Raw genomic sequence first — 21,919 nt, forward strand, 5'->3', positions numbered from 1 at the left:
TGCTATTTACTTAGATGAATCTCGCGGTCAAACAGCAGTTGCAGGTTTTTATCAAAATTATGGGCGATAAAAATGACAGTGCCTGGCATTTTAAGGAGTTCTTGCAGGATTTCTCTGGTTCCTGCCTGATCAATTGCACTTGTGCCTTCATCAATCAGTAAGATTTTACTGTCATGTATCTGGGTGCGCGCAAGAATTATTTTTTGCCTTTGACCGCCAGAAACATTTAGTTTTTGCAAGTTTATTTCTGTATTTAAGCCATGAGAAAATTTGGCAATATCTGCGCCCAAACCTACTGCTAGAGCTGCAGGTTCGGCCAGCAAGTCTAATTTGGGATTGAACATTGTAATATTGTTTTTGATGGTGCTGGGAAATAAAACAGGATCCTGTGCAATGTAGCCGATTTTAGCTAAATCAGGCTTGATAACTTTTCCCTCTTGATCCTTAAATGCTATTTTCCCCGAACTCGGTGACAAAATCCCTAAAATTAGTTTAAACAAAGTTGACTTGCCTGTTCCGCTATCACCTGATAGTAAAATTTTTTCACCATAATTGACAGTGATATCAGGGAACTTCAAAGCTTCACCATTAGGAAAACTAATTACCAAATTTTTTGTACTAAAAGCATAAGGTGTTCCTAACTTTTGCTCATCAGTTTTTATTGGTACAGTTGCTGCGGTAATTTTGTCTCTCAAAGTTCTGGTGCCCTTAATTAAACCAAAATAGAATGGCAAGTATTCGATTGCTAGTGAAATATAATGACTAAAATTACCAATAACTGCAATTGCACCAAACGTAACCAGGCCACTTTTAATTAAAACACCCGTCCAGACGAACAATATTAGGATCATAATTTGCGCAACACCGTTGGTAATAATGGACAGAACTTGTTGTTCCTGTGTCTGCTTGAGGTTGGCTTTTTCTAAGTCGCGTGCACCTTTATGCATAACGCTGGTTAATTTATCACCAGCAAGATAACGCTCTAATTCAGCAATACCGCTCAACCATTTTTCAATCAGATCCAAATACTGTCTATTTTGATGAGATACTTTTTCCGTAGCTTTTTGCAATGGCTTTTCAATTATTTTAGGCAAAATCAGGGAAACGGCTACCGAAATTAAGATAAGTAGCAATAGACTCCAGTGCATCGTTAGCAGGGCAATTACAGAGAAAATAACATAGCCCAGAAAATTGCAAATGACCGGAATTAAGTTAAAGGACTGATTGTTAACCGTATTAAGATCATTAGTCAGGCGGTTTTTAACTTGCGAAGTTTGATGATTCTTACGATCATAATAGATGTGACTCACTATTTTGCTTCTTAAGTTGTGATTAAATTCTTGAACTTGTCGTGTCAGTAAATATTCGGAACCCCAGTCAAAAGCATACGATGAGAGATAAGCTAATGTAGTAAAAATGATGATTAACAGCCACGCTTGACCGTCATGCTGGCGCAAGGCGGTAAATTCCCACATATTTAAGTAAGATGCCCCGATTAAAACAAAGGGTTGTAAGAAACTAAAAAGCACAATGAATATGAAACGAATTCGATTGGAATGAAAAAAGTTTTTAAAAGTCATGGTTGTTCTCCTTCTGGCTTGCTAACCGAATCGTTTTATCAAACATATTTTTAACCTCAGAATTAAGATTATGGGCAATCATGATCACGGTCTTATCAGTGTTAATCAGCTCGGTAATAATTTGCTTAGTTGCTTTACTATCAATGGCACTTGTCGCTTCGTCCAGCAAAATAATTTCATCAGCGAAAACTTCTGATCTGGCAAGGATAATCTTTTGCCTTTGACCACCGGATAAATTATTTTTATCCAAATCAACTTGGGTATCAGTTCCTTGGGGAAATCTCGCAATGTCGCTCTGCAATTGCACTTTATTAATTAAATTAGGTACTTGATCCAACAACTGCTGGTGAAACATCACGATATTTTCCGCAATTGTTCCTGGAAACAATTGCGGATCTTGAGCAATGTAACTAATCCGGTTTAAATTTGGTTGAAAAATCTGCCCTGTATTATTTTTAAAAATAATTTGCCCTTGATAAGGCTTGATCTTACCTAAAAGAGCTTGAAGCAGTGTTGACTTGCCAGTTCCGCTATCGCCTGAAAGTAAAACTTTTTCACCCTTATTGATCACAAAATCAGGATATTTAATTATTGGACCATTAGGATATTTAAGCGCCAAATTTTTAATTTCAATTTGGGCAATTTGAGCAGATGAACCTTTTTGTCTTGATTTAGTGTTAGAAATCAGGCCAGCCGTAGTTTGATTAATATTTTTAGTAGACTTAATCTTGACCGCAGCACTTGTAATAGAGGATACAGCTGAAAAAATACCAAAAGCAAAAGAAGTCGAAGCTAATGCCGCCCCAATTTTTATTTGACCAGTTAAAAATAGGATGCCTGCTAAAAAGGCAATCGACATTTGCCCTAAAGTATTACCAATTCCATTAATTGTATTGGAAGCACAGTTTTTGTTGGTTTGATTGACTTTGGACTTTTCCAACTTCTCAGCGTAGCTGCTCATTTCTTTATTTAAGATCGTCCAAGCATGATACCGCCGCAGTTCATTTAAGCCATTGATCCATTCACCGATACCAGTTAAAAAAGCGCTAGTATTTTGCATCACTTTTCTACTTGCCTCTGAAGTCATGCGCGCCATTATTTTGGGCAAGTTTAAATCTATTAGAACAAAAATTGCAGTTAGTAAAACAAAAGACCAGTTTAAGCTAAAAAGGACGCCGACAGAAAGCAAGATAATGAATAAATTGCTAAGAACATTAACCCAGGGCAGAGCAAAATCGCTGGTCAAAGTATCGAGATTGCTTTGCAGATAATTTTGCATTTGCGCCACTGTCGCATCGTTTTCAGTATAAAAATGGTCTACCATTTGCCCTCTTAATTGATCAAGATATTCCTGAATCTGTGCGTTAAAAAGGTAAGTCGCTAAAGGTAGAATAAATACACCACAAACTACCGGGATAAATTCAATTAATTGCCAGCGAATATAAACAGGCAAGTTGCCCACACTAAGTCCGTTAACTGCGAATTGAAAAAAATATTGGTCAAGTGAGCCGGTAACAGCGAAAATAAAATAAAGTAAGATAATAAAAATTGCTCGTTGTTTATTGGAGCTAATCAGTCCCCTTAATGTCATATACTTGCGTCTTTCATTTCATACTAAATCAATTTTATTAAATTTATCTAATAATAAAATGAATGAGCAAAGGTGTCAACTTAGCAGGCAAAATATAATGGCTGATTATAAATAAAAAAACTAATTCCTATGAAGAAATTAGTTTAAAAGTATTTAATTTTTGATTTGTTGGTTTACAGTAATGACAGTAATTAAAAGTTTCTTTTTTATTTCTTTGGCAAATTCTTACTTTCTGAAGTATATTGCCAAAATTATTAGCTACTCTATTTTTTAAAAATTTGAGTCATTAAAAATGCTCAATTATAGTTTTAACTATAGTTGAACACTCTTTATTTTCATCTTACTAATAAATTTATTCTGACTTCGAAATAACATTATCCAAGTTGCTGGTGTCACTTAAGTTGGCATTTAAAAATTCTTGATTATCAACTGGCAAATGCAGTTCAAAGTTTTCTATTGGCTGAACGCTGACTACTACATCTTTCATCGTTGCTGCCAAAATGTGACCGCCAAAGCTTAAATCGTCTGCCAAAAAATGATTGTGAAATCCTGAAACTCCGACACCTTGAAAAACAGTTGGTGTGTAATAAGTAATCATTGTGCCTGAAATATTTTCAGCTTCAAACTCCACTTGATTTTCAGCTATTTCTCCCAGAGATGGATATGGCTTACGTGATTTTTTAGAAGACCTTGTACGAATTTTTTGGAAAACACCTTTAGTCAATATTGCGAAAAATTGATTTTGAGCGTTATTTTTGGTTAAAACATCTTTTAGCATTTCTGTCAATTCGACATTTTGATAGCTTTTGAATTTGTGATAATCCGCAAAACTAACGTCAGCATAAGTCACTTTAAAGTCATCTGGCAGTTTCACAGCTGGACCACTAACATCTATTTTGTAACCGACACCGTCTAATATAACTAATTCACCATCAACGCCATCACCCGTTCCAATGCCGATATTGCCGTGCTTTAACAATTCTGACAGCGGTAAAGTACCTTCCAACAAGCCTTCAACCAACATTTGCATAGTCCCATGTTGAAACAATGTATTTTTTGTCATATCTGCTGCTCCATTAATTCATACACTTATAATAAAAAACAATTTTAACTTAATAGTATACTCATAGTTTAGCTTAATACTAATGAGCTGTAATCTAATAAGTTGAGATTGCTTTTTTCGTTACTCCCTACGAATAAGGCATGTTCCTTTTATATCAACTTTTAAAGTTATCTACTTAAAGTTGACTTATTCATTGAAACTTTGTTATCTAATCTGGCATATTATCTTTCTATATTCATTATGTTGATGATCAATTCTTATTCGGTTGCAATCGATAATTCTCTAAATATTTATTTATAACTTCTGCGTTATGTTTTTCAACTAAAAATTGCTCTGCTATTTTTTCTGGTTCACCCCAAAGTTTGTCTCCATATTCCATATTATTTTTAATCTTCCTAGATAAATCAGATATATCTTCATTATTTGGACAAAATTTTTCATCTAACTCACTTTGTAGCTTTGAATTAGTTTTAAATTTTTTAAACTCAGAATTATTTTTAAATAACACTAAATTTTCTTTGATTTGATTATAGCCTTCCCAGTCACGTGTATCAGTATTTGGAAAACTAACATTATCAATCATCTCATTAACAAAATATCTCAATGAATCTTCAATATAATAATGAAAGTAAATATGTTGACCTATGTTCCCTATATTTGTAGTTTCTGGATCACACGCAATAAATCTTGCTCCATCCATAACTGTAGCAACATATTCTTTAATAATAATTCCTCTATATTTAAGTTTAATAATCCTAAAATCTACACGAATATTCATAAGAGTTTGTGACCAACAAACAAACTTGCCTCTAAATGCATCTTCATCGTCTTTAGCTTCTTCGATTAAAAAATCTGGATTCAATTGATAAATATACTTTGGTTTATGTTCTGTTTCGTTATAAAACCAGTTATTTGCATCTTTTAAATAGTGCTTAAACTGTGAAAAAATATTAAGATCTAACCTAAATCTTTTTTTCCATAATAATTCCATTTGTGCATCACTAGTTGACCTATCATAAGGAGTGTTAGAATCGTTAACTCTAGAATAAATTAATCCGCTGGTTATTTTGGGCTTTTTTATTTTTTTACCTTTATTATCTGTTATAATTTTCCCATTTTTGTCAAGCTTATACTCTCCTTCAATATCTCTATCTAAATATAATGGAACATTATTTTCATTAAAAATAGTAATAACATCAATTTCTACCATTTCCTGTTTTGTATGACTATAAACCTTATAAGTTGTTACGTCAGTTAAAGGATAAAAATTTTGAGCAAATGGTTTGCTCCTTAAAAAGTCTTGAAGATTTTGTTTATTCATTCTACCCTCATCGTTTTCAATCCCTACTATTTTTCCAGTCTTATCACCAATGCCAATAATAATATAACAATCATCATGGTGAGGCGTATTAACCATATTTATGATATCTAAAAGCAAACTATTTCGATCATTCTTTTTATACCATTGTAGTTTAAAATCCCAATGATCATTTTCATTAGGTGCTAAATTAATAATTCTTATTAAATCTTTTTTATTTAACATTTTCTATATCAATCTAAACTATAATACTTTTTATAATATATACTTACTTTGATAATTTTTTATATAATTCAAACATATTAGCCACGGCATCACTTTCTTTAACAAGTAAACCTTATGATTTCATCACTGTACAATCATTATCTTGATGAACCTTAAGAAGTCCTTTAGGCATAATTAATGAATCATAAAGACCAGAAAGTAAACTATCTTGATATAATGCCCGTACATTAATTATCGCTCGTACAGTCCTTTACCTCATCAAATAAATATGAAGTTTCCGCTTTTTCAAGTAGTGGCTCTAGAAAATCAGCATGCAAAACATAGTCTAAAACATTATCTTTTGTTCCAAATATACTTCTACGATCTTTCTTTTAAGTATTTAAAATTGCGCCAAAAAAGATCTTTCACTTTTCTTAGACCTTGCATTGTTAGCAATGAATTGTGAATTTCCCATAATGTAATGACAAACATAATTAGGAAATAAATTTCAAGTTCTATCATCCCTTTTACTCCCACTCAATCGTTGATGGTGGCTTACTGGTAACATCGTAGACGACGCGGTTAATGTTGGGCACTTCGTCGACAATGCGCGTTGAAATTTTTTGTAAAACATCCCACGGCAAGCGAGCAAAGTCAGCGGTCATCCCATCAATTGATGTAACAGCACGAATACCAATGGTATAGTCGTAAGTGCGACCGTCACCCATCACGCCCACGGATTTGATACCAGGTAAAACGGTGAAGTATTGCCATATTTTTTCCTGTAAACCGGCTTTTTTAATTTCATCCCGCAAAATTGCATCACTATCACGCACCAGTTTGAGTTTATCCTCGGTTACTTCGCCGAGAACGCGAATGCCCAGACCGGGTCCCGGGAATGGCTGACGCCAAACTAAATCATGCGGAATACCTAATTTTTCACCCAGTTCACGTACTTCATCTTTAAATAACTTGCGCAAGGGTTCAATTAACTTAAAGTGTAAATCTTTAGGTAACCCACCAACGTTATGGTGCGACTTGATTGTCTGGGCGGTATTTGTGCCGCTCTCAATCACATCAGTGTAAAGGGTGCCTTGGGCTAAAAAGTCCACATCTTTAATTTTCTTTGCTTCGTCCGCAAACACCTCAATAAACTCTTTACCAATGATTTTCCGCTTTTGCTCAGGGTCGGTGACACCTTTAAGTTTATTCAAAAAGCGCTCTTGAGCGTTTACCCGAATAATGTTAACGCCTAAATCACGGTTCAAGGCTGCCATTACTTCATCGCCTTCGTTTTTACGCAACATGCCGTGATCCACAAAAATAGCTGTCAGCTGATTGCCAATTGCTTTGTGTAAAAGAGTCGCGGTAACACTGGAGTCTACCCCACCAGATAAACCCAGAATTACTTTTTTATTACCTACAGTTTTTCTAATTTCAGCAATTTGCAAGTCAATAAAATCGGTCATTGACCAGTCAGCTTTAGCGCCGCAGACTTTAAAAGCAAAATTACGCAAGATATCAAGACCATACTGGGTATTCCGCACTTCAGCATGAAATTGAATACCATACATTTTAGCTTGATCATTAGCAATAGCGGCAATCGGGCAATTCTTACTTGAAGCGACCGTTTCAAAGCCAGCAGGAGCCCCTGTGACCAAATCACCGTGACTCATCCAGACGTATTCATCTTTGGGCAATCCGGCAAATAAAACGGAGTTAGTATCTTCAACCTCGATGTCGGCACGACCATATTCAGAATTAGCAGCTTTTTCGACCTTACCGTTTAAATAAGAAGTCATCAGTTGCATCCCGTAACAAATACCTAAGATAGGAATGCCCAATTTAAAAATTGCAGGATCTACTTTCAAGGCATTTTGGTCGTAAATACTGTTAGGACCCCCGGAAAAAATAATCCCTTTGGGATTAATCTTTCTTATTTGGTCCATACTAATATCATGGGGCAACAACTCGGAATAAATCCCAAAATCCCGCAGCCTGCGTGTGATTAGTTGATTATATTGACTACCAAAATCCAGCACAATAATTTCATCAAAATCACTAATATTCTTTTTCACCGACATCCAAGCTCCTTTACTCACTAAATTCATACTATATCAACTTTACTAAGAAATGCAGCAGTGGTCAATAATTTTTTAGCTCTAAAGAGAGATTTTGCGAATTATTTATCCCTATTTACTGAATATAATTCGCAATTTCATTTAAAATTAATCTTGCACATATTATGCGACTCTGTTACAATGCTTGCAATAGCAAAATAAAAATCTATATATTGCCGTAATGTGGTCGGCAGTTTCTACTCAGAACCGTAAATTCTGAACTATGGATAATATGCATTTAAAGTAGTTAAAATACTGGTTTAAAGGGCTTTTTTTACCATAGTTTTGGTAGGAAAAGCCCTTTTTGTCTTGAAGGAGGAAAAAGTGAAGTTATTAGAAGACCGGATTCGCAGTGACGGAGAAGTTCTACCTGGTAACGTTTTAAAAATTAATTCGTTTTTAAATCATCAGGTAGATCCCGAACTAATGAAGAAAGTCGGAGAAGAATTTAGTCGGCTATTTAAGGATAGTGGTGTCACAAAGGTGTTGACCTGTGAAGCTTCTGGAATTGCCCCTGGAGTAATGGCAGCCTATGAATTACATGTGCCAATGGTCTTTGCCCGCAAGAAAAAGCCCGCTACACTTAATGATGCGGTCTATTGGGCAGATGTTTATTCCTACACCAAGAAAGTCACTAATCAAATTTGTGTTGAACAAAAATTCCTGCACCATGATGATCACCTGTTAATTATTGATGACTTCCTGGCAAACGGTGAAGCAGTTAAAGGCATGATTAATATTGCTAACCAGGCTGGTGCTGAGGTAGCTGGTGTTGGTATCGTAGTCGCCAAAACTTTCCAAGGCGGCAGCGACTGGCTTAAACAACACGGCTATCGCCTCGAAGCCTTGGCAGAAATCGCTAGTTTAGCTAATAATCAAGTACATTTTGTGGGAGAAAACTAATGGCAGAAAAAGAAGTTAGCCAGCAAAAAGCAGCTGTTTTAGGTTTACAGCACCTGTTAGCAATGTATTCTGGTGCTGTTGCGGTACCTCTGTTAATTGGAAATGCGTTAAAATTTTCTCCTGCACAAATGACTTACCTTGTTTCAATTGACATTTTCATGTGCGGCCTAGCTACGCTATTACAATTAATGCGTAACAAGTACTTCGGTATTGGTTTTCCAGTCATTTTGGGTTGCGCCATTCAGGCGGTTGCCCCCTTGCAAATGATTGGGCAGAAATTCTCAATCAACGACATGTATGGTGCCATTATAGTTGCCGGTATTTTCGTAGTTTTAATCTCGGGTGTTTTTGCCAAAATCAAAAAGTTCTTTCCTCCTGTAGTAACAGGCACATTAATCACTACTATTGGCTTAACCCTCGTTCCGGTCGCAATTCAAAACATGGGTGGTGGCAATTCAGCTGCTAAAAGTTTTGGCAGTGGTCAAAACCTGTTTCTAGCATTTTGCACCATGTTTATCATCTTGGCATTAGAAATTTGGACTAAAGGATTCATCAGGTCAATTTCTGTTTTAATCGGTCTTGTTGCCGGAACTGCTATTGCCGCTTGCATGGGACTCGTTTCCTTCACTCCTGTCATGGAAGCATCTTGGTTCCACCTACCTCAACTCTTTTACTTCGGAGTGCCGAAATTTGAATGGTCTTCCAGTCTGACCATGATCATCATAGCTTTAGTCTCGATGGTCGAATCAACCGGCGTATTCTTCGCCATCGGTGACCTCTTACACCATGACGTCACTGAAGAAGATTTGAAAAAAGGTTATCGCGCAGAAGGCATTGCCCAGATTTTTGGCGGTTTATTCAATGCTTTTCCTTATACCACTTTTTCTCAGAATGTCGGTCTTTTACAATTATCAGGCATTAAAACTAAACGTCCGATTTACTGGGCCGGTGGTCTACTAATGGCTATGGGTTTGTTACCTAAAATTGGCGCAATGGTAACTATCATTCCAACGCCAGTGTTGGGCGGTGCAATGCTCGTAATGTTCACTATGATTGCAGTTCAAGGTATCAAAACACTGGCCAAAGTTGATTTGAGTGACAATAACAATGTCTTAATTATTGCTATCTCAATTGGACTGGGACTCGGTGTTACTATTTATCCCCAATTTTTCAAAAATCTACCGGCTACTGTGCAATTATTTTTAAGCAACGGCATCGTGATTACTAGCTTATCCGCAACAATTCTAAACTTTTTACTTAAAGGAGGTGATAGAAAAGCAAAACAAAATACTCAAACTGCAAATATCACGTAAATGAAATTGTCTTTACCCTTGAGACAATTCTATTTACCCCAAAAAAGCATCTTCAGGCAAGAAGATGCTTTTTTATTTTTATCGGATAATAGCATTCATGTTAGTCAGGCTCTCAGTCAAACTCCCTTTATTTAGAAATGAACTGCAAGTTGCAAGCATTTGTTCTCCGATTTGTTCAAATGGCTTATCCACAATTTTTTCTGTATACTTCATAATTCCAATAGCAGTGATAAAAATGAGAAAAACCTGTGTCACTGGAGCAACTGCAATTTTCTGACCACACTTTTCATATCCTTTGACAAAAGAAACAATCAATTCTTTATTTAAACCAAAGTCCTGGTAAAAAAGCTTAATGAAGTCTTGATAATTTACTCCCATGCGCGCTCGTTCAAAATCAATTAAACTAAGATGATCAGCAACGATTTTATAATTGCGCAAGCCGACATCTCCGTGTAAAACAGTATTTGCATGAACTGCTAAATCTTTTTCAATATCTACTCTTTCGGCTGTAAACTGTGCCAGCAATTTCAGCAGCTTATTTTTGATTTCGGGTTTATTTAAGTTATCAATGTCGCCTTTTGCCTTATTGAATAGTTGATTATTTAGGTATATGCCAGAAAAAGGTTTGACTTTTTGATGGAAGTGAGACAATTCTATGCCCAAGTTAAATGCCATATCAGGAGTGATTTCTTCTTTAATATCAGAAGGCGCCAAATCTTTCATGACCAAAACAAATTGTTGCGTTTGTTTGACAACAAAAGAGTCTAATACCCGAGTATTTAGTTGCTCGTTAACAGCTTTTTCAGTTAAAAATTTTCCTGCTTGTGCAAAGACTTTGACAAAAATTTTTTGCTCAAATTTTGCACTATCACCAACAAAAGTGCTGTTTTGTGACTCGTGCGTGATCTTTGTTAAGTCAGCTTGCAGTTTTTCTTCTAAAGTTTTTTCTATAGTCATTAGTTTATTTCTTTCATTTCACCGATGCGGGCAATGCCACAGCGACCTAGCACAAAAGTTGTTTACCGATTTTCTTGCCAATCAAGGTAGCAGTATGAAAACGCACCATAAACTATGTTTTTCTTAGTATTAATCATTTTAATTCTCGCCTTCATATAAGAATAATTCATCAACCGTTACCCCTCATATCTGCGCCAAGTAAAAAGCTAATCCTAAAGATGGGTCATACTTATCATTTTCAATGGCGTTGATTGTTTGCCGAGTAACATGAGCGGCTGCGGCGAATTGAGCCTGTGAGTACCTCTGCTTTTTACGCAATTGAGCAATTCTATTTTTCACTAATTCACTCTCCTGTCAAACTTATTTGACTTTTTTAGTAAAGCATCTTTTACATTTTTTGCCAATCATAAATCAGAATTTAGTTAAAATCCCAACTTCGTAAAAGTAATAATAATTTAGGTTTAAGTTTACTCATTTTTTTGCAAACAGCCCGCCTTTTTTAATACAATATAGATTAAGTAATTTGAAAGGACAGATAAGATGAAAAAAGCAGAATGTACGACTATTCTTGTCGGTAAAAATGCCACCATTGACGGCTCAGCTATGATTGCCAGAAGTGAAGACGGTGGCCGTGAAATAATTCCTGAAGGTTTTGAACTTATTACACCGGAAAAACAACCAAAGCATTATGAAAGTGTTATTAGTCACCAAAAGATTGATGATGCAGACTTAGCGGAAAAGCCTTTACGTTATACCAGTGCACCTGACGTCTCTGGCGAAAGCGGCATCTGGGGTGCAGCCGGAATTAACTCAGAAAACGTAGCAATGACTGCTACTGAAACTATTACCACTAACGCACGTATACAAGGGATCGACCCGCTTGTTACTAAGGGAGGCCTAGGAGAAGAAGACTTTGTTACTTTAACATTGCCTTATATCCACAGTGCTCTTGATGGCGTTAAGCGGATTGGTTATTTGCTGGAAAAATATGGTACTTACGAAATGAACGGTATGGCTTTTGCCGACCACGATGAAGTTTGGTACCTGGAAACTATTGGTGGTCACCACTGGATTGCACGTCGTATTCCTGATGACGCTTATGTTGTTGCTCCTAACCGTTTGAACATCGATGAATTCCATTTTGGTAAAGATGGCTTCTTAGCTGATGACACCTTAGAAGACTTGATTAAGGAATACCACTTAAACCCTGACCGCGAAGGTTACAACATGCGGCATATCTTTGGTAGCTCAACTATTAAAGATGCTCATTACAACAATCCACGTGCCTGGTTTGTTCACAATTACTTTGATCCAGAATTCGGTGGCAAGCCAAGTGATCAGGATCAACCATTTATTTGCCACGCAAACCGTAAGATTAGTATTGAGGATATTTGTTTTATCGAGAGTTCTCACTATCAAGATACGCCATTTGATCCTTATGGCGATCAAGGTACCCCTGAACAAAAGAAGACCTTCCGTCCAATCGCCCTTAATCGCAACTTCGAAACTCATATCTTGCAAGTTAGAAATGACGTTCCTGAAGAAATTGCTGGCGTGCAATGGCTTTGCTTTGGTCCAAATACCTTTAACAGCTTTGTCCCATTCTACACGAATGTCAACGACACACCAGCCAGTTTCCAAACCGGGCCAAAGTTCGATTTGAACAAGATTTTCTGGTTAAACAAATTAACAGCACAATTGGGTGACACTAACTTTAAAGTCTACGGTGAATTAGAAAATGACTTTGAGCAAAAATCATTGGCACAATGTCACTTCATTCAACACGAAACTGATAAAAAAGTTGCAGGTCTTTCAGGTAAAGAAGCTGAAGATTTATTAACTGAGGCCAACCAAAAGATGGCTGATCAAGTTTACAACAACACTATTGAACTGCTGGGTAACATGGTCAATGAAGGCCATAACCTGGCAACGCTTAAGTTTGACTTGTTAGATTAAAATTCTGAAATACAAAAAACGGTAGAGTATCAGCTCTGCCGTTTTTGTTTGTTAACGATTTTCTCAAAGATCTGTCCCATTCGATTCAATGATTTGCTTGTAATAGTTAAAACTAAATTTTTTGATTCTTTTTAAAGTGCCACTACCGTCATTGTTTCTATCAACGTAAACGAAGCCATAGCGTTTTTTCATTTCTCCTGTTCCAGCTGAAACAATGTCAATAGGCCCCCACCATAAATAACCAATTACATTGCAACCATCTTGAATTGCTTTAGCAATTTGCTCAATATGCATCTTAAGATAGTCACATCGTTCTTTATCATAAATGCAGCCTTTTTTATCTGGATGTTCATCCATGCCTAGACCATTTTCCACAATAAAAAGGGGTAATTCGTAGCGGTCAGTTAATATGTTTAATACATAACGTAACCCTTCCGGATCAATCGGCCAATTCCAAGGTTGCGGTGCTTTCAGCTTTAAAAAGGGATTATCAATACCAATCGGCCCTCCAGTATCTACTTTCATTTTTTCATCTACATCAAAGACACTACTTTTATAATAGCTAAATCCGATATAATCACATGTAAAATTCTTAATTAGTTCTAAATCTCCTTGCTCAATATCTGGAGCCAAATTATTTTCTTTCCAATAGCGAATAATATACATAGGATAATGTCCCCGGCACATTACATCACTAAAGAAAAATGATTTTCTGGTAAAAAGATAAGCACCAAAAACATTTTTGGGATTTGGGGTATTAGGATATAGTGCAAGCTGAGAAAAGCTACACATTAGTCCCATCTTTGCTTTGCTGTCAATCTTTCTTAATATCTGAATAGCTCGTGCATTTGCCACAAACATGTTATGACTAGCCTGAAAACAATCTTTTAAACTTATATCAGATAGAGGATCATCTAGATTTCTAGGTGGTATCGGTAATATACCACCCGCTACATATGGATATTTCATCAAATTGTTAATTTCATTAAAAGTCATCCAATAGTGAACTTTCCCTTTATATCGTTGAAAAACAGTTTGACAATACTTAATAAAAAAATCGATCATTTTACGGTTAGTCCAACCGCCGTATTTAGCTACCAAATTAAATGGAGTTTCATAATGACTCAACGTTATTATTGGTTCCATTCCTTTACTAATAATGGTATCAATAAGCTGATCATAAAACTCTAATCCTTTGTCATTTGGTTTATCCTCATCACCCTTTGGATAAATTCTAGACCAAGCAATACTTGTTCGAAAAGCTTTCAAGCCAAGCTCATGCATTAGCTCTAAATCTTCGTCAAAATGATGGTAAAAATCGATCGCTTCATGAGTCAAATAAGTTTTTGTAGGATCTAGATTAAGTTCCCATATTTTCTTATTTTTATTCCATTTTATACTTGGTTTTCGGGAGTGAAGGCCAACGACTGTATCAATTACACTTGGTAGCTTGCCGTCTTCATGCCAGGCACCTTCTATCTGATTAGCGGCAACTGCTCCACCCCATAAAAAATTTTCTGGAAAAATTTTACTATTCATGATGTTCCTCAAACTATAAATATTTAGTCAACTTGTTGTTTTGCTATCTTTTCTGATACTTTCAAAAATGGTAGATATAAAATAACATGAACTGCTACTATGATAATTTGCACTAAAACTACTTTCCAATCTCCTCCACTGGCTAAAAAACCGTTGACGAATGGAGGAATAGTCCATGGAACTAATACTGTTAGTGGCTTAATAAAACCTATAGCTGTCATTACGTAACCTATTGTTGTTCCAATAATTGGCCCCAACACAAAGGGAATCATCAAAGAAACATTAAATACTACTGGAAGTCCGAATACAATTGGTTCATTAATATTAAAGATTGCAGGAGCAAGAGCTAATTTTGATACCTGTTTAAATGGCTTATATTTTGTAAATAATAAAATAGCGATTAAAAGACCAAGTGTAGCACCCGTACCTCCCATTTGACCAAAAACAAGTCTAAATGAATAATTAATTATGTTAGGAGCTTGACGACCAGCTGCTGCTGCAGTCATATTCTCATTCATAGCAACCATAAGAGGAGCTTTCATAATTGAACTTGTAATGGTTGAAGGGTGAATACCAATTGAAAACACAAAATTCGCAAGCGCAAATAAAAATGTAAAACCAATAAAGCTATTACCAACTTTAGTTAAAGGTTTTTGAATAGCCATTGTAATAAAATCAATTACACTTGTATTCCATAAATCAACTAAGAGAGTTGATACTAAACAAATAATTAAAATGGTAATGAAAATTGGTATCATTAATTCAAAACTAGTAGCAACAGCAGGAGGAATTCCTTGCCCTAAATTAATTTTTAAAGCCTTTAATTTTGACAATTTAATAAAAATTTCTGTCGCCACAAAGCCAATAATAATGCCAGCAAACATACCGTTAGTACCAATTTTGTCAAAAGTTACTACTCCAATAACTTCTGTCACTTTATCGGTGCCTTTTATCGTAGCCTGATTAATTATTGGCATAATGGCAAATAAACTACCAATTGTAACTATTACGGCAGACATTGGGGAATCAAATTTTCTAGCCTTTGCTAAATAATATGAAATCATTGGGGCAACTAGCATTGCTGAAATATTTAATGTTGCATTACTAATTAAAGTTCCAAATACTTGCAATTTTGCTAACAAATCGCCATTCGTTAAAGCTGGAAAAATTACACTATTTAATAATGTACCAATACCAGCTAAGATAAACATTGGCATAATAACTTGGAAAGCATCCCTTAAAATCTTAAGGTAAGTAATATTAGCAATTTTAGCTGCCACAGCAGTAAATCTGTCAGTTAATGTCGCTTTGTTTTCGTTCATTCTATTTTTCCTTTCTAAAAAAATTGTTTTGACAAAAAATAATTAAGCACTTAATCTAAATTTAGTTTATTAAAATAAAGCGCTACCAAAAACAAAATAATTAGTTTCTTTTGTGCAAACTTTTGCTACAACATAATTAAGTAAGGAAAACAAAAATGAGTTACATGCCGATGAACTATAAGGTTAAGCAATTATATTCGACTAATATTATTTCAAATAAAAGTAATAATTTTTCACAATCAAGTCGGTGGCATAATTCTTTCGAACTATTACTTTGCTATTCAGGCAATGCAACAGTTAAAATTGGTTCTAAAAATCATAATCTAACAAAAAATAGAATACTGTTTATAAATAGTCTTAAAAGTCATTCAATAAAATCAAAAGTTCCATTTCAACTATTACGACTAACCATTGAAAAAGAGTGTTTAAGTGAATATAAAGATATTTTTAGTACTTATGAATTTGACACAAAACTATCCGATAAAAATTATATTTCCTTAGTAAAATTAAGAAATTATATGGAAGAATTAAATATTATTCAAGAAAGAAATCAAGGGCTAGAGCTTAATTTTAGGATAAAAGCTTGTATTAATGACATCATTTTTTTACTGTTGACAGAATTTAAAGTAGGAGATTTTGATACACAGATGATCAATACCTCTCAAAAATACGAAGAAATTTTATCAAAAATAATGATTTATATAGAAGAAAATTATCATTATCCAATAACATTAGCGGAAACTGCCAAATTATTTTCATACTCTAGCACATACTTCTCTAAATTTTTTAAAAAGCATTCAGGTGTTTCTTTTTCAGAGTATTTAACTAAGGTGCGTTTAAAACATGCATACTTTGACTTAACAATGACAGACTTATCAATCAATAAAATTGCCTTTAAAAATGGTTTTTCAAATTCTAGGTCTTTTAGTTCCTATTTTAAAAAACAATACGGTTACAATCCAAAAAAGTACAGGCTAGAAATCCACTGAGTAAAAATATGTTCCATAATAAAAACCTGAAATTAAAAAAATTAATTTCAGGTTTCGCTATTTTTGTAAAATTACTAAAATGAATTATTCTCTCAACACCCGTTTTGCCAAAGCAAAATCACCGACTGTGGCAGAACCATTATTACTGATTTCCGGCATAGTGACGTATTGCTCCAATGGTGGCACGTGGACATAATTATTCAATAATGTCGCAAAATCACGCCGCACTTTTTCTAGAAACTTTTCACTAGTAACGCCGCCGCCAAAAACAATTTTGTCAGGACGTAAAATTAAGGTGACTTGCAAGGCAGCCTGAGCTACGTAGTAACTCATAATATCCCAAACAGGATCTGAAAGCGGCACATCTTTACCGGCTTTATTAAGGCGAGCTTCAAAAGTAGGACCTGACACTAAACCTTCCAGGCAATCTTTATGAAAAGGACAAATTCCTGCAAAATCCAAGTCATCTGGATGACGTTTAACTTTTACGTGACCCATTTCAGGGTGGCCTAAAGAGCCTACCAACTTACCATTAATAATAGCTCCGCCACCGACACCAGTGCCAATCGTGTAGTAAACAAGAGAGTCAACGTCTTCATTTGATAACTGTGACATCACGTATTCCCCAAAAGCCGAACCATTAACATCAGTAGTAAAGAAAACTGGGACTTTAATTGTTTTAGTCAAAAATCCGACAAAGTCAGTATTGTTCCATCCCTTTTTTGGTGTATCAGTGATAAAGCCATAATTAGGTGCTGTTTTCCGCACCTCAATCGGTCCAAAAGATGCAATTCCAATGGCATCAACGGCAAATTGCTTAAAGTAATCCACTGTTTTCTGCAAAGTTTCTTCTGGTGTCGTGGTGGGAAAAGTTGTTTGATCTTTAATTTGATAATTTTCATTGCCGACTGCACAAACAAACTTGGTACCGCCAGCTTCTATTGAACCTAATAGCATTTATAACTCCTTAATTGACCTTTCATTTTAGTTACTTTTTTATTATAACTCTCAATCAGAATAAAAAATTTTTTTCTCAAATAAAAAGTGCGTCTTCCTGCAAGCCATACAAACAATTATTTAATAAAAAAGCCCGAAGCAATCATACTTCAGGCTTTATATTTACTTAAACTATATTATTTATCCTATCTATATTAAGTCTTTGAACAATTTTCAATCTGTAGTAGCTGTATTACCACATAATTCTATACTTGATCTATTCCTTTAATTAATCAGGATACTTTCCAATTAATAGCACTGGTATTTCTCCCATAGTCCCATACTTAACGAATTCTTTTAGTTCTTTGATAGATGTCAGTGCGATTTTCTTTTCGTGTCCTGTCAATTCATTAGCTAATGTTTCAGCTTTAGCTAATAGTTCTGCAGTTGGCTTATTATTATCTCTAGCTGTCATAACATCCAGCTCTGCCTGCACCAAAGGTTTCAGCTTTTCATCTTCTGTATTTTTGTTATATATACCAGTTAGATATGTAGTAGAACCCTTATATTTACCATCTTTTGAAACTAAATCAACAAACATGCCATTATGAATTGGCGTAACTTTTTTAACTTTAAAAAGTGTATTGTTCTTGACAATCTTTTTAATGACTTTAGTACTATAGGGTTTACCAGTAGACTTATATAAGGCTCCCTTTGTGGCATCAGTTAGTTTAAAAACATAACCGGCCTTAACAAACTTTTTGGACAAAGTCTTTTGAGAATAGTGAAAGAGTTTTTCTGCGCTTGTAACAGTTTTTGCATTAACATTGTTTACAGAAAAAACTGCTCCGACAGGAACGCTTAGCAAAGCCGCAGCTATGACAGTTTTTGAAAATTTATGAAAGTCCTTTTTCATTTTTATACCTCATTATTTCATCTTTTAGTAATAATAATGTAATTATATTACGTTCTTATTACAAAAGAAACAATAAAGTACTTTTTATAATTTTAAAATATAACCAAACAGGCTAATCATTATGATTAGCCCACTCAACTATTATTCAGTTACTATTAAATTATTTATTAAGTGCATCCTGGATTTTTACATCCGCACCAAGTAGGCGGAGTTTTTCTTGCACGCGATCATAACCACGGAGAATATTATCAGCATTGTCAATTACAGTCTCGCCATCTGCCATCAAACCAGCTATCATTAAGCAGGCTCCTGCACGAATTTCACCAGCTGAAACCTTCGTACCATGAAGTTTAGCAGTTGGATGAATCAAAATAATATTATCTTCCACTTTAATGTCCGCACCCATTTTACGCAACTGCTCAATGTGACCGATTCTTTTAGGATAAATCTGGTCAATAATCACGCCTTCACCGGACTTGGCAGAAAGCAGAAGCGGAGTCACCGGCTGCTGCAAATCTGTCGCAAATCCTGGATAAGAAGAAGTGCGAATTTGTGTCATTTTTAAATCGCCAGCAGGATAAACATAAAGGGAATCTTCAGTTGCATCAATTACTACACCCATTTCTTCTACCTTAGCTAAATAAGAATCAAGGTGCTCCTCAATAATATTATGAATGCAGATGCCATTGCCAATGCAACCGGCAAGGGAAATATAAGTGCCCGCTTCAATTCGATCAGGAATTATAGTGTGGGGGGTCTTAGCTTGCAGCTGCTTAACTCCTTCAATCCTAATCGAATCCGTTCCGGCACCCCTGATAACTGCGCCCATATTATTTAAAAACGTAGCCAAGTCAATTATTTCAGGTTCTTTAGCAGCATTATCAATAATAGTTTGTCCCTTAGCGGTTACTGATGCCATAATTATATTCATTGTTGCACCTACAGAAGGCATTGCTAAATGAATAGTAGCACCATGGAGCCCTTCTGCAGGGGAAGTAATTTTTATTTGATCATTCTCATTTTTTACACATGCGCCTAAGGCTTCAAACCCCTTAATATGTTGGTCAATGGGGCGGGGACCAATATCATCTCCACCAGGGAAGCCCACAACAGCCTTACCAAAACGACCAAGAAGGGCACCCATAAAATAATAAGATGCACGCAAACTCTTGATTTTACCACTTGGCAATGGGCTCATCTTAATGTGTTCTGGATTGATACGCAATGTTGTATTGTGAAAATCACTCACAACATCCATTTCACTGAGCAGATCCATTAAGTTGTCAACATCCGCAATCTTTGGAACACCTTCCAAAGTTACTGGTGTACGCGACAATATAGATGCTGGAATTAATGCGACCGTTGAATTTTTGGCACCACCAATCCAGACATCACCCTGCAGGGGCTTTCCACCATGAATTATCATTTGCTTCATTGGCGAAAAAATCCTTTTCTATTTCGTTTAGTCATAATAATGTTATAGGAATTTAACAGAAAAAACAAGAGAAGACCTTTGCCTTCCCTCACCCAAAAATCTGGTTTTTGTATTATTCAACTTTGCCAATTAAAGCTTTTCTTCAGGAAGTCCACATGCAGCACCTATAAATGCTTTATACAATCCTTCCGGCCTTTGCGGTCTACTCAAAAATTCAGGGTGATATTGTGCAGCAATGAAGAATTTGTTTTTAGTTAATTCAATAATTTCAACTAGGTGGTTATCTGGTGATACTCCAGCAAAAGTCATTCCTGCTTTTTCAAATGCTTCACGATATTCATTATTGAACTCGTAACGGTGACGGTGACGCTCCTGAATGACATCTTGATTATCATATGCAGCAGCAGTCTTTGTCCCCTTCTTCAAGGTAGCTGGATAAAGACCTAAACGCAAGGTACCGCCAATATTTTCTTCGTCACGCTTATCAGCCATAATGTCAATTACATTATGCTTAGTCTTAGGATCTGCTTCGGTGGTATTAGCATCCTTATATCCTAAAACGTCACGTGCAAATTCGACAGTCGCCATTTGCATCCCCAGGCAAACTCCTAAAAACGGAATATCATTTTCACGGGCATACTTAATTGCTGTAATCATTCCCTCAAAACCACGTGAACCAAAGCCACCAGGAACGATTAAACCATCAGAGCCTTTCATAAAGTCGGCAATGTTATCTTCGGTCACATCTTCTGCCTGCACCTTATTAATTTTGACATCAGTATTGTAGGCGTAACCAGCATGTTTTAGCGCATCAGTAACAGAAATGTATGCATCCTCAAGTTCAACATATTTACCAACAAGAGTAATCGTGGTAGTGTGTTGTAAATTTTTAACCCGTTCATCAAGCCTTTGCCATTCAGCCATATCTGCTTCATCCTTAGGACTCTTGATATGGAGAAAATCACAGACCTTTTGATCCATTCCCTGCTTTTGAAAAGCTAACGGCAAGTCAAAAAGCGATGGTGCGTTAATTGATTCAATAATACGGTCAACCGGCACATCAGTAAAATTGGAAATTTTATCCTTATGCTCCTGATCAATTGGCATTTCAGCACGTAAAACCAGCATATTAGGCTGAATACCAATACTGCGCAGTTCAGCGACAGAATGTTGGGTAGGCTTAGTTTTCATTTCTTGTGCTGCATGTAAATAAGGTACTAGCGTACAATGAATGTACATTACATTTTCTTCACCTACTTCACGGCGCATTTGTCTGATAGCTTCCATAAAAGGAGTAGATTCAATATCACCAACAGTACCGCCAATTTCTGAAATAACAACGTCTGAATCAGTGGTCAGACCAGCACGCATAATTTTTTGCTTAATCATGTCTGTGATATGGGGAATGACCTGAACAGTGGCACCGTGATAGTCCCCACGCCGCTCTTTTTCCAGTACTTCTTTATAAATTTTACCGGTAGTAACATTTGAATATTTGCTGGTACGTACGTCAACAATTCTTTCATAGTGTCCTAAATCAAGGTCCGCCTCAGTACCATCATCAGTGACAAACACTTCCCCGTGTTGATAAGGATTCATTGTTCCGGGGTCAATGTTAATGTAGGGATCAAACTTTTGCATTGTTACCTTTAAACCGCGGTTTTTTAATAATCGACCTAAGCTAGAAGCGGTAATTCCCTTACCCAGTGAAGAAACAACACCGCCAGTAACGAAGATATATTTTGTCATTAGCCCAAACTCCTTTGCAAAAAATAAG

18 protein-coding genes and 1 riboswitch are annotated in these 21,919 nt (G+C 35.8%); of the genes, 4 read left to right on the forward strand and 14 right to left on the reverse strand.

Annotated features, from left to right (window positions below; genetic code table 11):
- Window positions 1-2 precede the first annotated feature (2 nt).
- The 6 genes from LDX54_RS07545 to guaA form a co-directional block, all read right to left on the reverse strand.
- Window positions 3-1,580, reverse strand: coding sequence for an ABC transporter ATP-binding protein (locus LDX54_RS07545; protein ID WP_265667561.1), 1,578 nt, complete (start codon window positions 1,578-1,580; stop codon window positions 3-5).
- Complete coding sequence (locus LDX54_RS07550; RefSeq protein WP_265667560.1) at window positions 1,570-3,171, reverse strand: ABC transporter ATP-binding protein; 1,602 nt, start codon at window positions 3,169-3,171, stop codon at window positions 1,570-1,572. The genes LDX54_RS07545 and LDX54_RS07550 overlap by 11 nt, the downstream gene beginning before the upstream one ends.
- Window positions 3,172-3,523: 352 nt before the next feature.
- Complete coding sequence (budA, locus tag LDX54_RS07555) at window positions 3,524-4,234, reverse strand: acetolactate decarboxylase (protein ID WP_265667559.1); 711 nt, start codon at window positions 4,232-4,234, stop codon at window positions 3,524-3,526.
- A 250-nt stretch (window positions 4,235-4,484) separates the two neighbouring features.
- On the reverse strand, window positions 4,485-5,777 hold the full coding sequence (locus tag LDX54_RS07560) for an ATP-binding protein (RefSeq protein ID WP_265667557.1): 1,293 nt from the start codon (window positions 5,775-5,777) through the stop codon (window positions 4,485-4,487).
- A 112-nt stretch (window positions 5,778-5,889) separates the two neighbouring features.
- The gene (locus tag LDX54_RS09650; protein WP_348650911.1) at window positions 5,890-6,012 is read right to left on the reverse strand and encodes a type IIL restriction-modification enzyme MmeI; all 123 of its coding nucleotides are present in this window, start codon (window positions 6,010-6,012) and stop codon (window positions 5,890-5,892) included.
- A gap of 271 nt (window positions 6,013-6,283) precedes the next feature.
- Complete coding sequence (gene guaA, locus LDX54_RS07565) at window positions 6,284-7,834, reverse strand: glutamine-hydrolyzing GMP synthase (RefSeq protein WP_281214425.1); 1,551 nt, start codon at window positions 7,832-7,834, stop codon at window positions 6,284-6,286.
- A 188-nt stretch (window positions 7,835-8,022) separates the two neighbouring features.
- Window positions 8,023-8,120, forward strand: a riboswitch (purine riboswitch).
- Window positions 8,121-8,200: 80 nt separating this feature from the next.
- On the opposite strand from guaA, the gene LDX54_RS07570 reads away from it, so the two are divergent.
- On the forward strand, window positions 8,201-8,779 hold the full coding sequence (locus LDX54_RS07570) for a xanthine phosphoribosyltransferase (protein WP_265667554.1): 579 nt from the start codon (window positions 8,201-8,203) through the stop codon (window positions 8,777-8,779).
- Complete coding sequence (locus LDX54_RS07575; RefSeq protein WP_265667553.1) at window positions 8,779-10,092, forward strand: nucleobase:cation symporter-2 family protein; 1,314 nt, start codon at window positions 8,779-8,781, stop codon at window positions 10,090-10,092. The genes LDX54_RS07570 and LDX54_RS07575 overlap by 1 nt, the downstream gene beginning before the upstream one ends.
- A 78-nt stretch (window positions 10,093-10,170) precedes the next feature.
- On the opposite strand, the gene LDX54_RS07580 is transcribed toward LDX54_RS07575, so the two are convergent.
- Together LDX54_RS07580 and LDX54_RS07585 are read right to left on the reverse strand one after the other, a co-directional pair.
- Complete coding sequence (locus tag LDX54_RS07580; protein ID WP_265667552.1) at window positions 10,171-11,049, reverse strand: phosphotransferase; 879 nt, start codon at window positions 11,047-11,049, stop codon at window positions 10,171-10,173.
- Window positions 11,050-11,232: 183 nt separating this feature from the next.
- Window positions 11,233-11,388, reverse strand: coding sequence for a helix-turn-helix transcriptional regulator (locus tag LDX54_RS07585; RefSeq protein WP_071290284.1), 156 nt, complete (start codon window positions 11,386-11,388; stop codon window positions 11,233-11,235).
- Window positions 11,389-11,589: 201 nt separating this feature from the next.
- Between LDX54_RS07585 and LDX54_RS07590 the strand changes: the two genes are divergently transcribed.
- A complete protein-coding gene (locus LDX54_RS07590; RefSeq protein ID WP_265667551.1) occupies window positions 11,590-13,005 on the forward strand; it encodes a C69 family dipeptidase in 1,416 nt (471 codons plus the stop codon).
- A 63-nt stretch (window positions 13,006-13,068) separates the two neighbouring features.
- Here LDX54_RS07590 and LDX54_RS07595 read toward each other — a convergent pair whose 3' ends face one another.
- Together LDX54_RS07595 and LDX54_RS07600 are read right to left on the reverse strand one after the other, a co-directional pair.
- On the reverse strand, window positions 13,069-14,544 hold the full coding sequence (locus LDX54_RS07595) for a glycoside hydrolase family 1 protein (protein ID WP_265667550.1): 1,476 nt from the start codon (window positions 14,542-14,544) through the stop codon (window positions 13,069-13,071).
- Between the two features lie 23 nt (window positions 14,545-14,567).
- On the reverse strand, window positions 14,568-15,866 hold the full coding sequence (locus LDX54_RS07600; protein ID WP_265667549.1) for a PTS transporter subunit EIIC: 1,299 nt from the start codon (window positions 15,864-15,866) through the stop codon (window positions 14,568-14,570).
- A 155-nt stretch (window positions 15,867-16,021) separates the two neighbouring features.
- On the opposite strand from LDX54_RS07600, the gene LDX54_RS07605 reads away from it, so the two are divergent.
- Complete coding sequence (locus LDX54_RS07605; protein ID WP_265667548.1) at window positions 16,022-16,855, forward strand: AraC family transcriptional regulator; 834 nt, start codon at window positions 16,022-16,024, stop codon at window positions 16,853-16,855.
- 84 nt (window positions 16,856-16,939) lie between these two features.
- Here the strand turns inward: LDX54_RS07605 and scrK are convergent, their stop codons facing one another.
- The 4 genes from scrK to LDX54_RS07625 form a co-directional block, all read right to left on the reverse strand.
- Window positions 16,940-17,812 carry a fructokinase ScrK gene (gene scrK / locus LDX54_RS07610; protein ID WP_265667547.1) on the reverse strand — a complete coding sequence of 291 codons (873 nt, stop codon included), beginning with the start codon at window positions 17,810-17,812 and terminating at the stop codon, window positions 16,940-16,942.
- Window positions 17,813-18,080: 268 nt separating this feature from the next.
- Complete coding sequence (locus LDX54_RS07615; RefSeq protein WP_265667546.1) at window positions 18,081-18,707, reverse strand: hypothetical protein; 627 nt, start codon at window positions 18,705-18,707, stop codon at window positions 18,081-18,083.
- Window positions 18,708-18,867: 160 nt separating this feature from the next.
- Window positions 18,868-20,142 (reverse strand): UDP-N-acetylglucosamine 1-carboxyvinyltransferase, encoded by a 1,275-nt coding sequence (locus tag LDX54_RS07620; RefSeq protein WP_265667545.1) that lies wholly within the window; start codon window positions 20,140-20,142, stop codon window positions 18,868-18,870.
- Between the two features lie 129 nt (window positions 20,143-20,271).
- Window positions 20,272-21,891, reverse strand: coding sequence for a CTP synthase (locus LDX54_RS07625; protein WP_122026405.1), 1,620 nt, complete (start codon window positions 21,889-21,891; stop codon window positions 20,272-20,274).
- Window positions 21,892-21,919: the final 28 nt, after the last annotated feature.

The organism is Lactobacillus sp. IBH004, from assembly GCF_026185255.2.
GTDB lineage: Bacteria > Bacillota > Bacilli > Lactobacillales > Lactobacillaceae > Lactobacillus > Lactobacillus melliventris.